This is a genomic window from Chryseobacterium sp. OSA05B, assembly GCF_019970065.1.
Taxonomy (GTDB): Bacteria; Bacteroidota; Bacteroidia; order Flavobacteriales; family Weeksellaceae; genus Chryseobacterium.
This window is the reverse complement of record NZ_JAHXYH010000007.1, coordinates 106,054-122,933: the sequence shown is the minus strand read 5'-3', so window position 1 is coordinate 122,933 and position 16,880 is coordinate 106,054. Positions and strand designations below refer to the sequence as shown.

General features: G+C 36.1%; 13 protein-coding genes and 1 tRNA gene. 5 read left to right on the top strand and 9 right to left on the bottom strand.

Annotated features, from left to right (window positions below; all coding sequences use genetic code 11):
* Positions 1-51: 51 nt before the first annotated feature.
* Positions 52-1,149: an alpha/beta hydrolase gene (locus LC419_RS21600; protein WP_223609288.1), complete on the bottom strand. Its 1,098-nt coding sequence runs from the start codon at positions 1,147-1,149 to the stop codon at positions 52-54.
* A gap of 290 nt (positions 1,150-1,439) precedes the next feature.
* On the opposite strand from LC419_RS21600, the gene LC419_RS21595 reads away from it, so the two are divergent.
* Positions 1,440-1,513 (top strand) — tRNA-Arg (locus tag LC419_RS21595).
* Positions 1,514-1,977: 464 nt separating this feature from the next.
* On the opposite strand, the gene LC419_RS21590 is transcribed toward LC419_RS21595, so the two are convergent.
* From LC419_RS21590 to LC419_RS21555, 8 genes are all read right to left on the bottom strand, one after another.
* Positions 1,978-2,142, bottom strand: coding sequence for a hypothetical protein (locus tag LC419_RS21590; RefSeq protein WP_223609287.1), 165 nt, complete (start codon positions 2,140-2,142; stop codon positions 1,978-1,980).
* A 420-nt stretch (positions 2,143-2,562) separates the two neighbouring features.
* The gene (locus tag LC419_RS21585; RefSeq protein ID WP_223609286.1) at positions 2,563-3,036 is read right to left on the bottom strand and encodes a hypothetical protein; all 474 of its coding nucleotides are present in this window, start codon (positions 3,034-3,036) and stop codon (positions 2,563-2,565) included.
* 2 nt (positions 3,037-3,038) lie between these two features.
* Positions 3,039-3,395 carry a hypothetical protein gene (locus tag LC419_RS21580; RefSeq protein WP_223609285.1) on the bottom strand — a complete coding sequence of 119 codons (357 nt, stop codon included), beginning with the start codon at positions 3,393-3,395 and terminating at the stop codon, positions 3,039-3,041.
* A 505-nt stretch (positions 3,396-3,900) separates the two neighbouring features.
* Positions 3,901-4,827, bottom strand: coding sequence for a hypothetical protein (locus tag LC419_RS21575; RefSeq protein WP_223609284.1), 927 nt, complete (start codon positions 4,825-4,827; stop codon positions 3,901-3,903).
* Between the two features lie 75 nt (positions 4,828-4,902).
* Positions 4,903-6,018: a hypothetical protein gene (locus LC419_RS21570; protein WP_223609283.1), complete on the bottom strand. Its 1,116-nt coding sequence runs from the start codon at positions 6,016-6,018 to the stop codon at positions 4,903-4,905.
* A 270-nt stretch (positions 6,019-6,288) separates the two neighbouring features.
* Positions 6,289-6,903 (bottom strand): response regulator transcription factor, encoded by a 615-nt coding sequence (locus LC419_RS21565; RefSeq protein ID WP_223609282.1) that lies wholly within the window; start codon positions 6,901-6,903, stop codon positions 6,289-6,291.
* Positions 6,896-9,892, bottom strand: coding sequence for a HAMP domain-containing sensor histidine kinase (locus LC419_RS21560; RefSeq protein ID WP_223609281.1), 2,997 nt, complete (start codon positions 9,890-9,892; stop codon positions 6,896-6,898). Before LC419_RS21560 ends, LC419_RS21565 begins: the two co-directional genes overlap by 8 nt.
* A gap of 286 nt (positions 9,893-10,178) precedes the next feature.
* The gene (locus LC419_RS21555) at positions 10,179-10,556 is read right to left on the bottom strand and encodes a hypothetical protein (protein WP_223609280.1); all 378 of its coding nucleotides are present in this window, start codon (positions 10,554-10,556) and stop codon (positions 10,179-10,181) included.
* A 432-nt stretch (positions 10,557-10,988) separates the two neighbouring features.
* On the opposite strand from LC419_RS21555, the gene LC419_RS21550 reads away from it, so the two are divergent.
* From LC419_RS21550 to pgl, 4 genes are all read left to right on the top strand, one after another.
* Positions 10,989-12,791 (top strand): POTRA domain-containing protein, encoded by a 1,803-nt coding sequence (locus LC419_RS21550; RefSeq protein ID WP_223609279.1) that lies wholly within the window; start codon positions 10,989-10,991, stop codon positions 12,789-12,791.
* Between the two features lie 435 nt (positions 12,792-13,226).
* Complete coding sequence (gene gndA, locus LC419_RS21545) at positions 13,227-14,645, top strand: NADP-dependent phosphogluconate dehydrogenase (RefSeq protein ID WP_223609278.1); 1,419 nt, start codon at positions 13,227-13,229, stop codon at positions 14,643-14,645.
* Positions 14,646-14,656: 11 nt separating this feature from the next.
* Positions 14,657-16,138 carry a glucose-6-phosphate dehydrogenase gene (zwf, locus tag LC419_RS21540; protein WP_223609277.1) on the top strand — a complete coding sequence of 494 codons (1,482 nt, stop codon included), beginning with the start codon at positions 14,657-14,659 and terminating at the stop codon, positions 16,136-16,138.
* A gap of 25 nt (positions 16,139-16,163) precedes the next feature.
* A complete protein-coding gene (gene pgl, locus LC419_RS21535; RefSeq protein ID WP_223609276.1) occupies positions 16,164-16,874 on the top strand; it encodes a 6-phosphogluconolactonase in 711 nt (236 codons plus the stop codon).
* Positions 16,875-16,880: the final 6 nt, after the last annotated feature.

Genomic DNA, 16,880 nt, shown 5'->3' with positions numbered 1-16,880 from the left:
AAGTCTTACATTTCAAAATGTAAGGCTTTTTGTTTTTATGACTGTTGTGCTTTATTTTTTGTCGGTAACAGTTGGCAGGACATCATTCAATAAGGTAACCAACATTTTTCCGGGCTCTTCCCAGGGAATCAAATGAGCTGAATTCTCGAACCAGATTCCTTTTTTTGCGGGTGCTTTTACATTTCGGAGCCAGGTGTCGGTAGGTTCAGAAGGTGTGGTATAATCATGGCGGCCCATGAACATGAAGACTGGAATCGGAAAGCTTTTTATGCCTTTAAAATCAACTTCCAAAAACTCAGGTAAAAGTCTTTTCAATGTAAATAGACTTCCTGCGCCAAGTGCATCAAGATCCTTTTCCGAATACTCAGAGAAAAGGAGAGGTGCCTGGAAATAATACCTTGAATCATTCCTGAATGCGGTAAGTCCGCCATAATATTGCGGCCATTTTCTTGCGATGATAATTCTTTCTCTTGTTACCGGCTGATTTCCGGGATATGGAGCAATGGATTTCAGCTCTTTGATCGCTGTATCATTTTTTGAGCGGATGGCTTCTTTCATGGCGTACTCCACGCTTAGCCGTTCATTATCTTTTGTATTGATGATCTGCCCGATGCCGACATAGGAGTAGAACAGATCTGGCGTTTTCAGGGCTGCATTCATAGAAACGACAGTTCCCCAGCTGTGCCCCATCAGTATGACTTTTTTCTTCTTATATTTTTTCTCAATATACTCCGCCACCTCAATGACGTCTTTTACATACTGATCGATGTGTATGGTTTTCCCTAAATTAACGGTATCATTGATCGAGTAGGTCTTTCCCGCCGCTCTCTGATCATAGTTGACCACCGTGAAATATTCTTCAATGGGCCTCTGAAACATCCACATAGCCGGGCTCATAGGCGATGCGGGACCACCATGTACGAACAGAATAATCGGATTTTCTCTATTCTGGCCTCTTATGTACACCTGTTGCTTTATATTTCCTATAGTGACAGGATAGCTTTCCTGAATTCCATTGGGTGAAACAATAGAATCGAGATCTCTAACGATTTCTTTTGCTTTAGCATACTCATCATTAACCACCTTATTCTGCGCGAAAAATGTGATTGTCCAGAGCAATAGAACCGCTGACAATATTTTATTTCTCATAATTTTTAATCTGTGAAAAGTATCAAATGTTTCCTGTATAGGTCTGAAGTTTTTTTTGAATGTTACATATTTTGTTTTTAAAGATCTGACCTTTAAATGTTTGCCCCGAGCCAGTTTCTTTTGTTGGATATTACTTTCAACGGATCATTCTGCAATCCTGAAATAATTTTTAGAATTAAACTTTTGCAGGCTTTATAAATTGTAAAAAAAAGAGTATTTTCGCAGTCTTAAATCATAGTAACATATGAATTGGAAGTATTCCTAGCTTCTTATTCACTGCTTATGAAACAGGCTGCGTAGTTCAACTGGATAGAATATCAGATTTCGGCTCTGAGGGTTGGGGGTTCGAATCCCTTCGCGGTCACAGTTTTAAACAAAATAACCTGCTGTAAAACAGCAGGTTATTTTGTTTTTTTTGCCTTCTCTTCTATAAAGCTATGCTCCTCGCTACTGCACAATTATATCAAAGGGTTATCTTTCCCAAAGAATAATTGAAGAATCGTAAATTATAAATTCCATAATCCTGAAGAATTATATTTCATAAGTTTTGCTGTTAGAGGCTGGCTGTCTTAGTAGGAGTGGAAACAAATAAATTCTTTTGGAATATTTGACTTACAATATTAAACCACACGAAAGGATTCGTGCTGTTGCAGGGACCACAGAGGTAAATAGCACACAGCTTGAATATAATATTACAGCTCAGGGATTAATGTTTGACCTATTGAGCTGTAAGTTTTTCAATGCAAATGATAGCTGGTTTTCCAGTTCTTCTCGGCCAATGGTGTAAAGATACTACTCGTTGAATATGTAAATTAAATCAATTTCAACTTAGGACTCCTCATTTTTTGGCTTAAAGTTTCTTCCGGCACCTTGCCTTAGGAATGTGATTTTTCCTTGTGTTTGCTTAGCTTTTTCAAGAACTTCCATAGCTCTTGTTCGTTCGTTCATTTTACCGGCATGTGTTATACTGCCCTGATTTTCACTTTTTTTCATATATCAATATAGTGAAAATAATTGACAAAAACAAATATTAAACATTTCTTCTCTTGTCCGGGTAGCTATTTGTTGTGGATTGTGATAATTGTTTTGTTTTTACTGGTTACACTTATTGTCTTTACAGCAGTTATCCAAAGGACTTCAACTGGTCTTCGTGGCATGTTCACCGTGTAAATGCTTCAGAACAATGATCCTAAAAGCATCCACTGAACAGATCACATAACTTTGTCGGACAACTGCAGGATAATTTCCACTCATGGTTCCCGGAAAATCATTAGAGTTTGAGAAGGGAAAAAGTAAGTCTTATTTTTTAGAGGAAAATAAAAAGTACGTACAGGAAAAATCCCCGATATTATTCGGGGATTTGTTTTTTTTCAGAATAAATAGAGAAAAAAGAGCGTATGATCTCTATTTTTCCTATTGGTAAATATATTGTGTCATGAACCCCATGTCTACAAATGTTAGACTTTGTAAACCTGGCATTGTTATTTTCCATCCGTTAGGTGTTGGAACCTGTGTGAAATACGAACAACTTGTTCCTGCCATTCCAGCAAAATTACTTACTGTGGTATAAAATCTCATGCCTCTAAATACTACATCCGGTGTAGTACTGCATACCGGAGTTGGAGATGTACCACATACATAGGCATGTGTAAGTTGGTTAGCTGGAACTACAACACCAGTATTCATATTTGTAAGAACATTTGAACTTGATAGTTTCAACGGAAGTATGTCTCCATCGTAACAACCCATTCCATTAGCTGGACTTGAGTAATAAACAAATAAACCTTCTACGTTGTAACTTCCAAAATTATAATAAAAGGTTGGGACTGCCGTTGCAAAATTTACTGCGCCAAATACAAGCGTAAGTGATAAAAGAATCTTTTTCATAATTATTTTTTTAAGTTAAATGCTGTAAGTATAATAGTTTTGTAATCGTCGCCCAATTTATTAATGGCATCTTCCGTATATCCATTTTCCATAAGAAGTTGTTTGCATTTTGGCAGTAATTTCATGGCCATATCCTTTTGCACTTCCTCCTTGGTTAAGCCCGAAACAGAGGAATGATAATCCTGTGTTGTAAAATGTTTGAGCAGATTGTCGATTTCTTGCTGAGTTTTGCTTACAGACTTGTTGGCTGTTACTGCCTGCTTCTGGCCTTGAACCTCTTTTTCTTGCTGAGAATCGTCTGAACAACTGGTAAAAACTAACGAAGTTGCACAAATTAACGTAAAAATTAATTTTTTCATAAAAATATATAATTTGGTATTGATAATGTGAAGATAATTCATATTATTAAAATATAAACATTGTATATTAACTTTATTTTTAATATTTTGTAAAATTAATGCCGTGCCAAAGTCGATTGTTTTGAATTTTTTTCACTATTCAATGAAAAGGAGATTGAAAAGACAAACAATGGAGGATATTATCAAAGACTAATGGCTGGTAGTATTGTAACCTTGATTTACAATGTTGGGAAGATGTAAAATATAAAACCAGATTAAAAGTGGAGACTTTTGTTTCAGAGTTAAAGGTAGCAATGAATAAAAAATACGAAGGCAGTAACGACTGGTAAAATACGGATGAATAAAGAGAGTTTTTCGTAACAAAAAAGTAACCGTCAAATTTTCTGATGATTACTTTTTTCGTTTAAAATACATAAAATGAGGGTTTATATATTTTGGGTTTTCATTGTGTTATTAGAATCTTGGGATATCAATATTACCCCTATAAACTATTGATGTTTAAAATTTAATTAGCGATTTTGTAACCATAAAGAGAGCTAACGACTATCTGGTAGATATTACCTCCGGTAACTGCTGCTGCAGAAGCCATACTAACGGTTTCTCCGGCATTTAAATAGGTGATGCATGAGACATTGGTACCAACTAACATTCCGGGATTAGACTGATAAGACTGAACCAATATATTATTGGGTGTGGTACTGTAATTCTTTATAAGATATAAGATGGCCCAGGCAAAGCCAGGTGCCCCTGAAACGGCCCCATTATCAAACTGTGTTGATCCATAGAACATATAGTATCCGCTCGTGGGTGCAGTAAATTTTCCATTCGAAGTATTTAATACATTACCGGTATTTACGACTGTTCCATCAGGGTAATTGATCTCAGAGACAATATAGGGACCGGTAGAGGCCGGAAGAGTCTGTCTGGTCGAGGTACTTACTGTGGAAAAAGGATATGTGGATGCGGCCACAGGTAAACTGTCTGAGCTTGAAAGTAAAATAAGCTCCCATGTTGTTCCTGTAATTGTTCCTTTGCTGATGAAAAAGGCATAGTATCCTGGGGGAACATTAACGGATGTTATACCGACTCCCGTATGGTTATCAATTAATTCAGATCCGCCGGCTGCAACAGAAAGTATTGCTGTTCCTGTGTTTTTGAAATGGTATGTTCTTCCGATAAAGTTACCGGTCCCGTTTATGGCTGTAGGTAGAGTCAATGTTCCATTGCTATTGCCATTATAAGCTAAGTAATAATCATGAGCATCTACAGCCCCACTCGTGGTAATCGATCTATAGCTTGCCGCAAATGAACCGTTCACCGTAAGCCTGCTGCCGGGAGAAGGTGTATTGATTCCTACATTTCCAGCCTGAGAGTATACCAAAACACCACCCATTACTGTCAATAAGAATAGAAAAATTGAATGTTTAGTCATATAAAATTGTTTTTATCAAAATGTTCAAATTGAATGATATAATGATTGTATTTTATTTTGAAACTGATCTGAATATTAATTCTGAAACTTTACAAAATCCAGATAGAAAACAGGGTTACCTCCATTGAAACTAACGGGAACTACACCATTAGTTTTGCCAGCCAGGATCGTATAGTTTCCTGGGGCTGCAAAGTATAGTACCCGGTTTTGATCTCTTGGAAACATAAAAGCTGCCGTATTGGATCCACAATAGCTTCTCCACACATCTCCAACACCATTAATGTAAAAGAAATAGTCATTACAGTCGGAATTGATAGCAATGCCGCTTCGGAAAAAATACCAACCCTTTGCCGGGATGGTTACTGATATTCCTGTAACCAAACCACCACCACCTGTTAGTCCGGTAAAAGGATTGACAAGCGTTCCTGAATAGGCGGTCCAATTATTAGCAAATGCAGTAGTAACGGTAGATGACCAAGTTGCCAAACCATTAGCATCACTGGTCAGTACATATCCTAATTGCTGTGATCCGTCTTTAATTTGCAAAGCACCATTCGTTGTACCGTTATCGATAATGAATTTAGCATCTCCAGCACCCGCCGGAACATTATTTGTCCCTATTAAAACTTTACCAGTTCCGTTTATACTGAGGTTATTTCCTGCTGTTGCAATATCTGTAACCTGAGACAGTGTACCCCCAAGCTTCATTTCATTGCCCAAAACATTAAGACCATTGTTGGCGGTTAAAGAAGTACCCGCTGAGACAATTTCCCACGTAGAACCAGCTCCGGTAAGGCCGGTACTGATCAATTGTACACTTTGATTTTGTGATACCGAAACACCGGCATTTCCATTGATCGTTTCAGAACCTGCTGGATTTACTGTAAGTGTAAAATTTGTATTGTTTTTGATGGTGTATATACGCCCTTTGAAATTTCCAATGCCATTGATAGCAGATGGAAGAGTAAAGACAGCGTTTGAGCTACCATTATACGACACATGAAAATCCGTTGCAGTTAAAGTATAAGGTGTTGTATTTACTGCAGTGTAATTGGCTGCCAGAGATCCGTTAATATCCATTGTAGATCCCGGATTTAGAGTATTTACGCCTATATTTCCTGACTGTGCAAAAGCAATAGAAGCAGTTAGCAATCCTACTACTTTTAATAATGTTGTAAAATTTTTGTGCATTTATTAGTTTTTAGTTGTTTGATAATCTATTAATCCTTTGTTTATGGTCTATAGAGCATATAAGTGTAACACTTTATAATGGTGTAAAATTATAGAAATACTTCTACGGGAAAATTAACAGCACGTAGAATAAAAGAAAGCGCCATGTAGAAAATTTTCTACATGGCGCTTTGCAAATTGATCCAAATAATAGCTTATTTTATTACATTTTTAAAGGGTTTTGTTATTAATAATTCAATAAAAAAGTGTCTGACCAACTAGTTTTTCATATTAGGATATATAGGTCTCGTAAAGTTTAATGAGAGTGGCGAGGTTATTGGTTTTTAATTTAGTATGGATTCTTTTTTTATAAGTGCTAATCGTTGTCATTTGGATGTTCATCGTATTTGAAATTTCTAAATTGCCATATCCTTTTACCATTAAAATGAAAATTTCATATTCTCTTTCTGAGAGATTTTTGATGGAATCCAGCGGAGAGGTTTGTAAAAGTTGGTTGACGATACTTGATGGATAATAAAAACCCTCGGAGAATATTTTTTTTACGGCCTCTGAGATTTCATCAACCTTACTGAGTTTACTGAGGTATCCATTGGCTCCTTCCTTTATGTACTGAACGGCTATTTCTTCTTCATAAGCAGAAAAGATCAGTATTTTTATATCGGGGTCCAGCTCTTTAATTTCGGAGATCATTTTTTTATTTTTGCTCTCAGGCATATTGATATCTAAAATAACGAGGTCGTACTTTTGTCTGGAAATTTTAAGGATCGCTTCCGGATAATCTTCGGCTTGATGAATAATTACATTTTGTATTCTGGATTCTAAAATTAAGCTTGTTCCTGCCAGTACAATGTCATGATCATCAGCTATAAGAATAGATCTATTCATTTTTTTTATTTTTTAGAATTAGTTTGAAAGAAGTGCCCTGAACTGCACTTTTTTTAAAGACAATTTTACTTTCAATCATTTGTAGCAACTGCAATACGAGATGTAGCCCCATACCATATTTCTGGAGTAATAATTTTTCATTTTCAATATTGTCCTGAAGTCTGGTATAGTATTCTATTTTTTGTTCATCCATCCCAATACCCGTATCTGTAATCCATAAAATAGTATTTTCATTTTCAGTGGTATTATGTATGGTAATGGTGCCGCTTTTCGTGTATTTTACAGAATTATCCAGCAGGTTATGGAGAATAACGGCCAGGATATTTTTACTGATATTTGTAGATAAATAGGGATCTGTATTATTTATAATTGCTGTATTATGGTTGTCTGCAATAGGATTAAAAAGGATTATTTTTTCTTCAATAAGATGATAAAGAGAATAAGATTCTATTGTATCAGACCTATGACTGTAGATGTCCGCATATTCTTTTAATGTCATTGTAAAATTATACAGCTGATCCGATGACTTATAGATGGAAGTAAGTATCTTTTCTGCCCGGTGTTGATCAAAATCTTTATTTTCCAGCACTTCTTTTGCGGTAAGAGCAATGAATTTTATCGGAGTAGTAATATCGTGGGTAATGGTACCAATGAGCTTTTTCTGTTGTTCAATCTCATTATGGAGCTGTATTTTGGTCTCTTCTAATTTTTCTACCGTGTCAGAAAGGTTTTTTGTTCGAAGGTTGACTATTCCCTCCAGCTCATAATTTTTCTTTTTAAGAAAGCTGATTCGCCATCTGATCAGAAAATTTAATATCAGTAAAAGGGTTGAAACAGCTATTACTTTAAACCAAAGAGTCTGATAAAAATAAGGCGGAATAATAATATTTATTTTTTTATAGACATATTTCCCACGATCATTCACAAGCATTCTTACCATGAATGTATAATTTCCATGTCCCAGATTAGAAATATAGAATTTCCTGTCTTTACCTATAAGCTGCCATTTTTTTTGAGGGGTGTCGTTCAGTTTTGCCTCTATGATCACATTGTCAGGGTTTGCGTAATAGGGGACATCAATTAATACTTCGGTGCGGTCAGCTTCCTGATTGATATATAAAGTATTTTTAAAATAAAGTTCCCGATTATCAATAAGAGCTCTTTCGATGTATATATTTTGGGGGTAATAATTTTTAACTTTAAGAGGATCAAAAAAAACCAGACCATTTAATGAAGGAAGAACGAACTCGCCATTTTTTAATTGATTACCGGATGTATTACCTCCTCCATTAAATTCATTCGTATTAAAACCCGAATCTTTTGAATATCGATAATAATTTACTTTGCTTTTATGATCATCAGCATATTTTAAAAGTTGGGTTTCTGATGTTTTATAGAGTCCGTTATTGGTAGGGATCCAAAAAAAACCATTCCTGTCTTCCAGTATAGTGTGTGATGATGAAATGTTACCATTAGTATCATAAGGCATTTTAATCAGTCGGTTTCCTTTGAGCAGATAAAATCCTTTTCCTATCGTTGTTATCCAGAAGTTCCCATTTCTGGATTGTATGATACTACGGACGGATATATCTTTTTTGAGGGTTAAATTGTATACTTTATTTGTTTTCAGTGATACTTTGTACAAACCTTTTATGGTACCAACCAGGATGTTATTCTGGTCAAGACGGATAAATTTCGTTGGCTCATCACTAAAGATGATTTTTTTATCTATTGAAGAAAAGGATTTCCCTTTATACACTGCAAGCATTCCGTAATAGCCTTTTGTACCTTTTTTTTTAGGTTTTACAATAAGTGCATAATATCTGGTTTCGTCGAAGAAAAAATCAGCCAAAAAAAAATCCTTTATCGGGATAGAAGTAGAGCGGGTGTAAAAATTTTCTTTTTGATACATGATGGCATCTCCTTCTTTTCTGAGGATAATGTTGGCGTTTTCGTCATAACCCATAAAAAATGAAATGACATCTTTAAAATGAAGTTTTTTTACCAGTCCGTTTCTGTTGTAAATCTCCCCAACCGGCGTGATTACGGAAGAGTTATCGTAGGGTAATGTGGAATAAAATACGGAAGGAGATTTTGATTCGTAATTTTTGGAGGTCATAAATTCTGAAAAACTTATAATTTGTAGCCCCTCCGTACTGCTTCCCAGATAAAGTTTTTTGTAAAATTCATCATAATAAATACTGCACAGATTATCTTTATTGATATCATTATTCATCTCAATGAGCTTACCTATTTTCAGCTGCCCATTTTTGTTATGACAGGTGTAAAGGGTGTTTTCATTGAGAATAAAAACCTGATTATTGATTTGGCTCCAAAAAATTTTACTTTTGATATCGGTAAGTAGCGGAATATTTTGGTTATTGACCATTTTTCCTTTTTCTATCTGATTTACCTGATGATTTTTAAAATCCAAATAAAATATCGACTCATCAATTGCGAAAATTCTGATAATATTCTTGTAGAATGCTTTTATGGCAAGGTTTTCCTTTTTTTTGGCCAGGTAGGGTCTGTAGAGTAAGGAATTTTCTTTTATATAATACATCCCTTTTTTTAGCTTCATATAATAGTTGATATCCGGAGAAGCACCATAGTTGTAATTGGAACCATACAGGAGATAATCATTATGATTGTAAGAAATAAAATTTTGATTGCTTTGGTTATTTTTAAAGATTGCCGTTTTTTTTTCATGCAGAAGGATGGTATTGCCATAGTCACCATTAGTGAAAATACTGTCCTTTTCAGAAGAACCATAGAAATAAGTGAAGCGCTGACTGTTTAAAGGAAAATTCTTATAAACCAGAAAATTTATGCCATCATATCTTACAATTCCATTTTCGGTGGTCAGCCAGATAAATCCGTATTTATCTTTTATGATATCTTTTACACTGTTTTGTGGAAGTCCGTTGTCTGTGTTATATAATTGAATATTATATCTCTGACTATAAACTTTAAAAAAAATAAAAATCAAGATTAAGAGATTATTTTTACGCAAATCTTATCATTTAAAGGTGAGACAAAGATATAGATGAAAAAATAAAAATTAAATAATCATAAATGAATTTTTGTTCTTTTTTTTAAAGAATTTAAAGGAAGGTGGAAAAGGATATGTAAAAGGAAAAAATGTATTAAAGAAGTGGATACGATAATATAATTACCAGTAAGGATACTGACTAAAAATTGGTTATCTTAATCAGTGTTGAAAAATGCTGTCTTCAGCTATATTTACCCGTTTAAATCGTCATATTTACTGGCTTTTACTCATCCGTAGATTTCAAAGCCCAGGCAATTAGGGGAGCCTGCATGAAAAGCCTGGCCAATCTTTGATTATCCGTATTAAGTCCGAAAGAATCTTTCCTGTTTTTGTACTGAGCAATATTTCCGGGAAGAACCGCAGCAAAAAATGTTGCTACAACCTGACCTACAGTTTTTCGGTGTTTTTTAGGAGTTGCAATAATGGCCGTACCCAGAAGAATTTCAGCTATTCCCGAATAAACAACGGTGTCATCTTTCTTTAAAGGAACCCAATCCGGTACCTGAGCCTGAAATTGTCTTCTTGCAAAGGTAAGATGACCTATACCTGCAGTGATCAAAAATGCACCAAGAGCAATTCTTGAAATTTCTTTAGTTTCCATAATAGTGATATTTAATGATTAAACTTTATTGCTGTTTACTGGTATTAAGATTGAGGTGAAGGATACGTCTTATAAATGAATAATGCTGATAAATAGAGGTGAACCAATCTAAGGTCTGCCGAATTTTGCTTATACACTCAAATAAGAGAATTGATACTAAAAACTTATTCAATAATAAGACCAAAAAAAAGAAGCTTACCTCTAATAAATGATTTGATTAATCCTGTTTTAACTGTGTCATAATGGTAATTAGCGCAAAAATATTTAGGTTTCAATCTAAAATAATTTCATATTCAGCAGCTTAATCACAAGTCAGGCCTGTAAAATATAATCTGCTTTGTGGTACCTAGTTTATTTTTTACGTTAAAACCTCATTTTTTGCTTCTATTGGCTTGCAAATTGATATCAAAAGCTTTATCGAATTCTTTAATTATGACGAATAAACTACTTGCAGTTTCAATTTTCCTTTTATGTGGCTTTTCTCTTCTGAATGCGCAGGAGAAAAAGGATTCGCTTTATTACAAAATAGAGAACTTTTCAGATAAAACGAAAGTGACCAAATTCATCCACCGTTTTATATTTCGAAGACAAGCAGATTCCGCATCGGTTAGGACAACCACGGAGAAATTATTGCAGGAAACTCATAACGGAAAACACATCAGAAATATTAGGATAGAAACCATTGACCCCTTTGGATACGGTTCGAAAGAGAAAAAAGAAAAAACCAAATGGTATGACTGGTTCACCAATCACCTTCATGCCAATACAAGAGATACAACCGTTAATAATTATTTGCTTTTTAAGGAAGGCGAGGAGTACAATGCCCAGAAACTCTACGAATCTGAGCGTTTGCTGAGAACCATGCCTTTTATTAACAGGGTTAATATCAGCGTTTCCGACAGTACATCCAGCAAGGATTCTATTGATGTGGTGGTAAAAGTCCTGGATTCATGGAGTTTAAAACCCAGAGTCAGTTATTCAGGAAGTAAAATAGGCTTGGGCGTTACCGAAGAAAATATGTTGGGATTAGGCCACGAATTGAATTTGCTGTATAGAAACGATTCCAAAGAAAAACAGGATTATCTGTTAGGAAGTTACACTGCATATAACCTCTGGGGTTCTTATATCAACGCTCAGATTCTGGGAGAAAGAGATTTTTTGAGAAATGAAAGAATCAATTTGAATGTCAGAAGAGATTTTTTCTCACCCCTGACGAAATGGGCCGGTGGATTTACATTCGAATATTTCATGCGGAATGTGGCACTCCCGACCGCTCAGGATACTAAATTTCCGGAAGTACAAATCAAGGTGTACAGCCAGGATTTATGGGGCGGTTATCAGATTCCCGTTTCTTCTGATTCTAAAGAAAGGGTCAACAGTAATATTGCCTTAATAGGAAGATTCCAGAATTATCAATACAAAGACAGCCCCGGAATCGACCAGTATCAGTATTTTAGCTCTTATAGCAGTTTTCTGATGTCTGTAGGATTCATTCGCAGAAATTTCTCAGTTCAGAAGAATATTTTTCAATATGATTTGCCGGAGGATGTAGCGTACGGAAATACCGTTAATCTGACTGCCGGAGCTTTATCAAGAAGTAAAGACGTGATGCCTTATGTGGGCGTTTCAGCGTCGTATGGTAATTTTATAAAGATCGGTTATTTCAATGTGAAAGCTGAGTTTGGAAGATTTTTTAATGAAAACAGCCAAAATCGCGAATCTTTCCGTTTGGATGGAACGTATTTTACCAATCTTATGGACTGGAAATTTGCCAAAGCAAGACATTTCTTTTCCCCGACTTTAGCATTGGGAAATCCACAGCATAATTATTCTTATAAAGACAGGATCAATCTTTCTGCTGCTGACGAATTCCCTGTTTACAATTCAGATTTTATAGGAACTAAAAAATTGGTTTTAAGATACCAGCTTCAGCTCTTTGTCAATAAAACATGGAAGAACTTTCATTTCAGTCCATACTTAACTGCCGCTGTAGGCTGGTTGGGAATGCCTGATGATAAGCTGCTTAAAACCACTGCCAACACCAAAATAGGCGTGGGTGTTTTAATCAATAACCCGTTCTTGGTTTTCAACAGGATTCAAATTTCTTTCACCTATTATCCACGTGTTCCTTTCGATAATAATTCGGTTTTTGATTTTAACAGCAACCGTAATAATATTCTGCCGATGAACGGTTTTACAACAGATATTCCTCACTTCGTCAATTTTGGAAACTGATCATGAATTCTTTGAAGTTGTATTTAATCTGAACGCAAATGAGAAAATGATTACCGATGTACCGGTATGTATTTCCCGATCATCATAAATAACAACTAATAAAAATAAAAGCCAAACAACACATTGTTTGGCTTTTGTTTTTGTTATGCTTTTGATGAAGACGCTTTCATTATTGTTTTTTGAATTGAATGAATAGTCACTTTTGATCATTTCAATGAAATTAATTATAAAAATCCTTATTTAGTGAATTTTCTAAAATAGCTTGTTTTTATATTGTTGATATTGTGCTGTTTATGAGGTTTAAGACGGTTGATTTTAATTCAGGAGTTTGTGCCTTCTTTTTTTAACGAATTTTTTTCTATCCATTTATTTTTTTCCTGATAGGCATTTACGTAATTTTATTCTCTGTATAACAGAATTCATATTAAAAAGTAAATGGAAAGATACGATTACGGAATGATTGGCCTTGGAGTAATGGGGCGCAATCTTCTTTATAATATTGCCGATAACGGCTTTTCTATCGCCGGATTTGATCTTGATGGAGAGAAAGTAAAAGAACTACAGGACGGCGCCACTTCAGAGATGAAAGTAAAAGGAACGGGTACCATGGAAGATTTTGTATCTGCTTTGGAAACGCCCAGGAAAATCATTCTTATGGTTCCTGCAGGAAAACCCGTTGATGCGGTACTGGAAAGTATTACGCCGCTTTTAAGCAAGGGAGATATCGTTATTGATGCAGGTAATTCTTATTTCAAAGATACCAACAGACGTGTCGCGGATTTGGCTGCAAAAAATCTTCATTTTATGGGAATGGGAGTTTCCGGAGGTGAAAAAGGAGCCAGGACAGGACCAAGCATCATGCCGGGTGGAGATCTGGAAGCTTTCCATCTTATTCAGCCTATGCTGGAAGCCATTTCAGCCAAAGTAGGCGATGAAGCGTGTACAGCTTATATGGGAAAAGACTCCGCCGGGAACTATGTGAAAATGGTTCACAACGGAATTGAATATGCGATTATGCAGCTCATCAGCGAAGCATATGATTTGTTGAAAAGAGGAGCCAATTTAAATAACGACCAATTATATCAGGTTTTCAAAGAATGGAATAATGGTGAAATGAATTCATTCCTGATCGAGATCACAAGAGATATTTTTCAGCAGAAAGATTCGTTGACAGACGGTTATCTTGTAGATCAGATCTTAGATAAAGCAGGAGCCAAAGGAACCGGAAAATGGACCTCTGAGCAGGCCATGGAAATTGGAGTTTCTATCCCGACTATTGATATTGCTGTAACTTCAAGAATTTTATCAGCCTATAAAGAAGAGAGAGTTCAGGCTTCTCAGCTGTATGCAGAAAAAGAAATTGCAAGCCCGGAAAATACAGAATTATTCATTAAAGAAGTGGGTGATGCTTTATATCTGGCGACGTTGATCAGCTATGCACAAGGTTTGGCATTACTGGTAAAAGCTTCCGAAGAATATAGTTTTCAGATTCCGTTAAAAGATGTGGTGAAAATCTGGAGGGGAGGATGTATCATCCGTTCGGTTCTGTTGGAGAAATTTTATTCCGCATATACCAAAGATCCTCTTTTGTCCAATATTTTACTGGATCAGGATATTTCCTTGATCGTTAAAGAAAAAATAAAATCATTACGAAAAACGGCTGCTTTTGCCGCTTCAAACGGAATTTCAAGTTTAGGAATTCAGACTGCCCTGGGGTATTTTGATGCGTATACTACCGAATCTCTGCCGGTTAACCTGATTCAGGCTCAGCGTGATTATTTCGGAGCACACACGTATCAACGTACGGACAGGGAAGGTGTTTTTCACACGTCATGGCAAACTGCAAACGATTAAAATTGGGAAAAATGAATGAAAATAAAGTCCTGAAACCAACTACGATCATTATTTTTGGTGCTACAGGAGATCTGGCGAAGAGAAAACTTTTTCCGGCTTTTTATAATCTGTACATCGATGGCAGGATGCCTAAAGGTTTTAATATCCTGGCATTGGGAAGAGCAGATAATACCAACGAATATTTTAAAAATTACATCAGGGAAAATCTTGAAAATTTCTCAAGGAAAAAGATAACTACAGAAGATTGGGCAGGTTTTCAGGCCCACATTACTTACTTTCAGCATCAGCTTGATGAGGAAAGTTCTTACAAAAATCTACGAGAGAAACTGGAGGATTTTGACAAAGTTTACGGAACAAGAGGAAACCGGTTGTTTTATTTATCAATCGGGCCTGATTTTGTTTCCACCATTTCCAATCATATCAAAAATTCATCATTGGCTTCTGATGCTAAAAAAGACCGCATTATTATCGAGAAGCCATTCGGTCATGATAAACAGTCCGCAATCGAGCTGAACAGTTTGCTGGCCGAGACTTTTGAAGAAGAGCAAATCTACCGTATCGATCATTATCTGGGGAAAGAAACCGTGCAGAATATATTGGCGTTCAGATTTGGAAATTCCATTTTCGAGCCGTTATGGGATTGTAAACATATAGAATCAGTGCAAATTACGGTTGCCGAAGAGGTAGGCGTTGAAACAAGAGGTGCTTTCTATGAGCAGACCGGAGCGCTTAAGGATATGATTCAGAATCACTTGTTGCAGATCCTGTGTATGGTTGCGATGGAACCACCGGCTTCACTGGAATCCGGTGAGATCAGAGACCGTAAAGTGGATGTGCTGAAGTCGATTCGCAGAATTTCTGCTGATCAGGTTGATCATTATGCCGTAAGAGGACAGTACGGAAAAGGAACTGTCAATGGAGTGGAGGCTAAAGGCTACCGTCAGGAAGATGGTATTGCCAGAGATTCCAATACGGAGACTTTCGCAGCTGTAAAATTCTATCTGGATAATGAAAGATGGCAGGATGTTCCTTTCTACGTTCGTACAGGGAAAAAAATGAAAGAGAAGCATTCTTATATAACGATTCAGTTTAAACCGCTTCCGCATTCCACATTTTCTGAAAGTTCACAACATTTATCGGCCAACAGGTTGATTATCAATATTCAGCCTTTGATGGATATCCGCCTGCAGTTTATGGCTAAAAAACCGGGACTTTCATTGGTTTTAAAGCCTGTTGAAATGATTTTTGACAATTTTGCCTGCCAGGAAGATACGCCTGAAGCTTACGAAACATTATTGCTGGACGCGCTTATAGGAGACCTTACCTTATTTATGCGTTCCGATCAGGTAGAAGAAGCCTGGGATGTTGTCAAAACCATACAGGAGGCCTGGGGAGATAATAAAGATGCATCTTTTCCCAACTATGAAGCAGGTAGCTGGGGGCCGAAAGAGAGTATTGCACTGGTGGAAAGACAGGGGCACAACTGGGTGTAAAATATAAATTTAAATAAGACAAAAAATGAATATCACAATATTTGACGATCTGGATAAATTATATAAAAAAGCAGCGGATACCTTTGTGGATCTTTCCAATCAATCGATTCAGAAAAAGGACCGTTTTGTAGTGGCATTAAGTGGAGGTTCCTCTCCTAAAGCCATTTTTAATTTGCTGGCGACTGAGGAATATGCCGGTAAAATTGAGTGGAACAAACTCTACTTTTTCTGGGTGGATGAACGATGGGTTCCTTTGGATGATGATAAAAGCAATGCAAGAATGACTTTCGAGACACTTCTGAATAAAGTCCCAGTTAATAAAGACCAGATTTTCTCAATGTATGAAGACGGAATACTTCCTGAAGATTATGCTGCAAAGTATGAAGAACAGATTAAAAATGTTCTTGGGGATGAAGGAGTTTTCGATTTTATCCTTTTAGGAATGGGAGATGATGGTCATACGGCTTCTCTGTTTCCGGGTGAGGCTGTTTTGGATGAACAGGAAAAGTGGGTGTCCGCTTATTATCTGAAGCCTCAGGAAATGTTCAGAATCACACTGACAGCACCATTGATTAATAAAGCTGAAAATATACTGGTTATTGCATTCGGCGAGTCGAAAAAGCATGCTTTGAATGAAGTATTAAATGGGGAGTACAATCCAAAAGTATACCCATTACAACTTATTGAGAAAAAAGAAGGTTTCCAGTTTTTCACTGATGAAAAAGCGAAAGGCTAAAAGACC

Coding starts and splice junctions, on each gene's coding strand:
- LC419_RS21600 (WP_223609288.1), bottom strand. CDS start 1,149: ATGAGAAATAAAATATTGTCAGCGGTTCTATTGCTCTGGACAATCACA.
- LC419_RS21590 (WP_223609287.1), bottom strand. CDS start 2,142: ATGAAAAAAAGTGAAAATCAGGGCAGTATAACACATGCCGGTAAAATG.
- LC419_RS21585 (WP_223609286.1), bottom strand. CDS start 3,036: ATGAAAAAGATTCTTTTATCACTTACGCTTGTATTTGGCGCAGTAAAT.
- LC419_RS21580 (WP_223609285.1), bottom strand. CDS start 3,395: ATGAAAAAATTAATTTTTACGTTAATTTGTGCAACTTCGTTAGTTTTT.
- LC419_RS21575 (WP_223609284.1), bottom strand. CDS start 4,827: ATGACTAAACATTCAATTTTTCTATTCTTATTGACAGTAATGGGTGGT.
- LC419_RS21570 (WP_223609283.1), bottom strand. CDS start 6,018: ATGCACAAAAATTTTACAACATTATTAAAAGTAGTAGGATTGCTAACT.
- LC419_RS21565 (WP_223609282.1), bottom strand. CDS start 6,903: ATGAATAGATCTATTCTTATAGCTGATGATCATGACATTGTACTGGCA.
- LC419_RS21555 (WP_223609280.1), bottom strand. CDS start 10,556: ATGGAAACTAAAGAAATTTCAAGAATTGCTCTTGGTGCATTTTTGATC.
- LC419_RS21550 (WP_223609279.1), top strand. CDS start 10,989: ATGACGAATAAACTACTTGCAGTTTCAATTTTCCTTTTATGTGGCTTT.
- gndA (WP_223609278.1), top strand. CDS start 13,227: ATGGAAAGATACGATTACGGAATGATTGGCCTTGGAGTAATGGGGCGC.
- zwf (WP_223609277.1), top strand. CDS start 14,657: ATGAATGAAAATAAAGTCCTGAAACCAACTACGATCATTATTTTTGGT.
- pgl (WP_223609276.1), top strand. CDS start 16,164: ATGAATATCACAATATTTGACGATCTGGATAAATTATATAAAAAAGCA.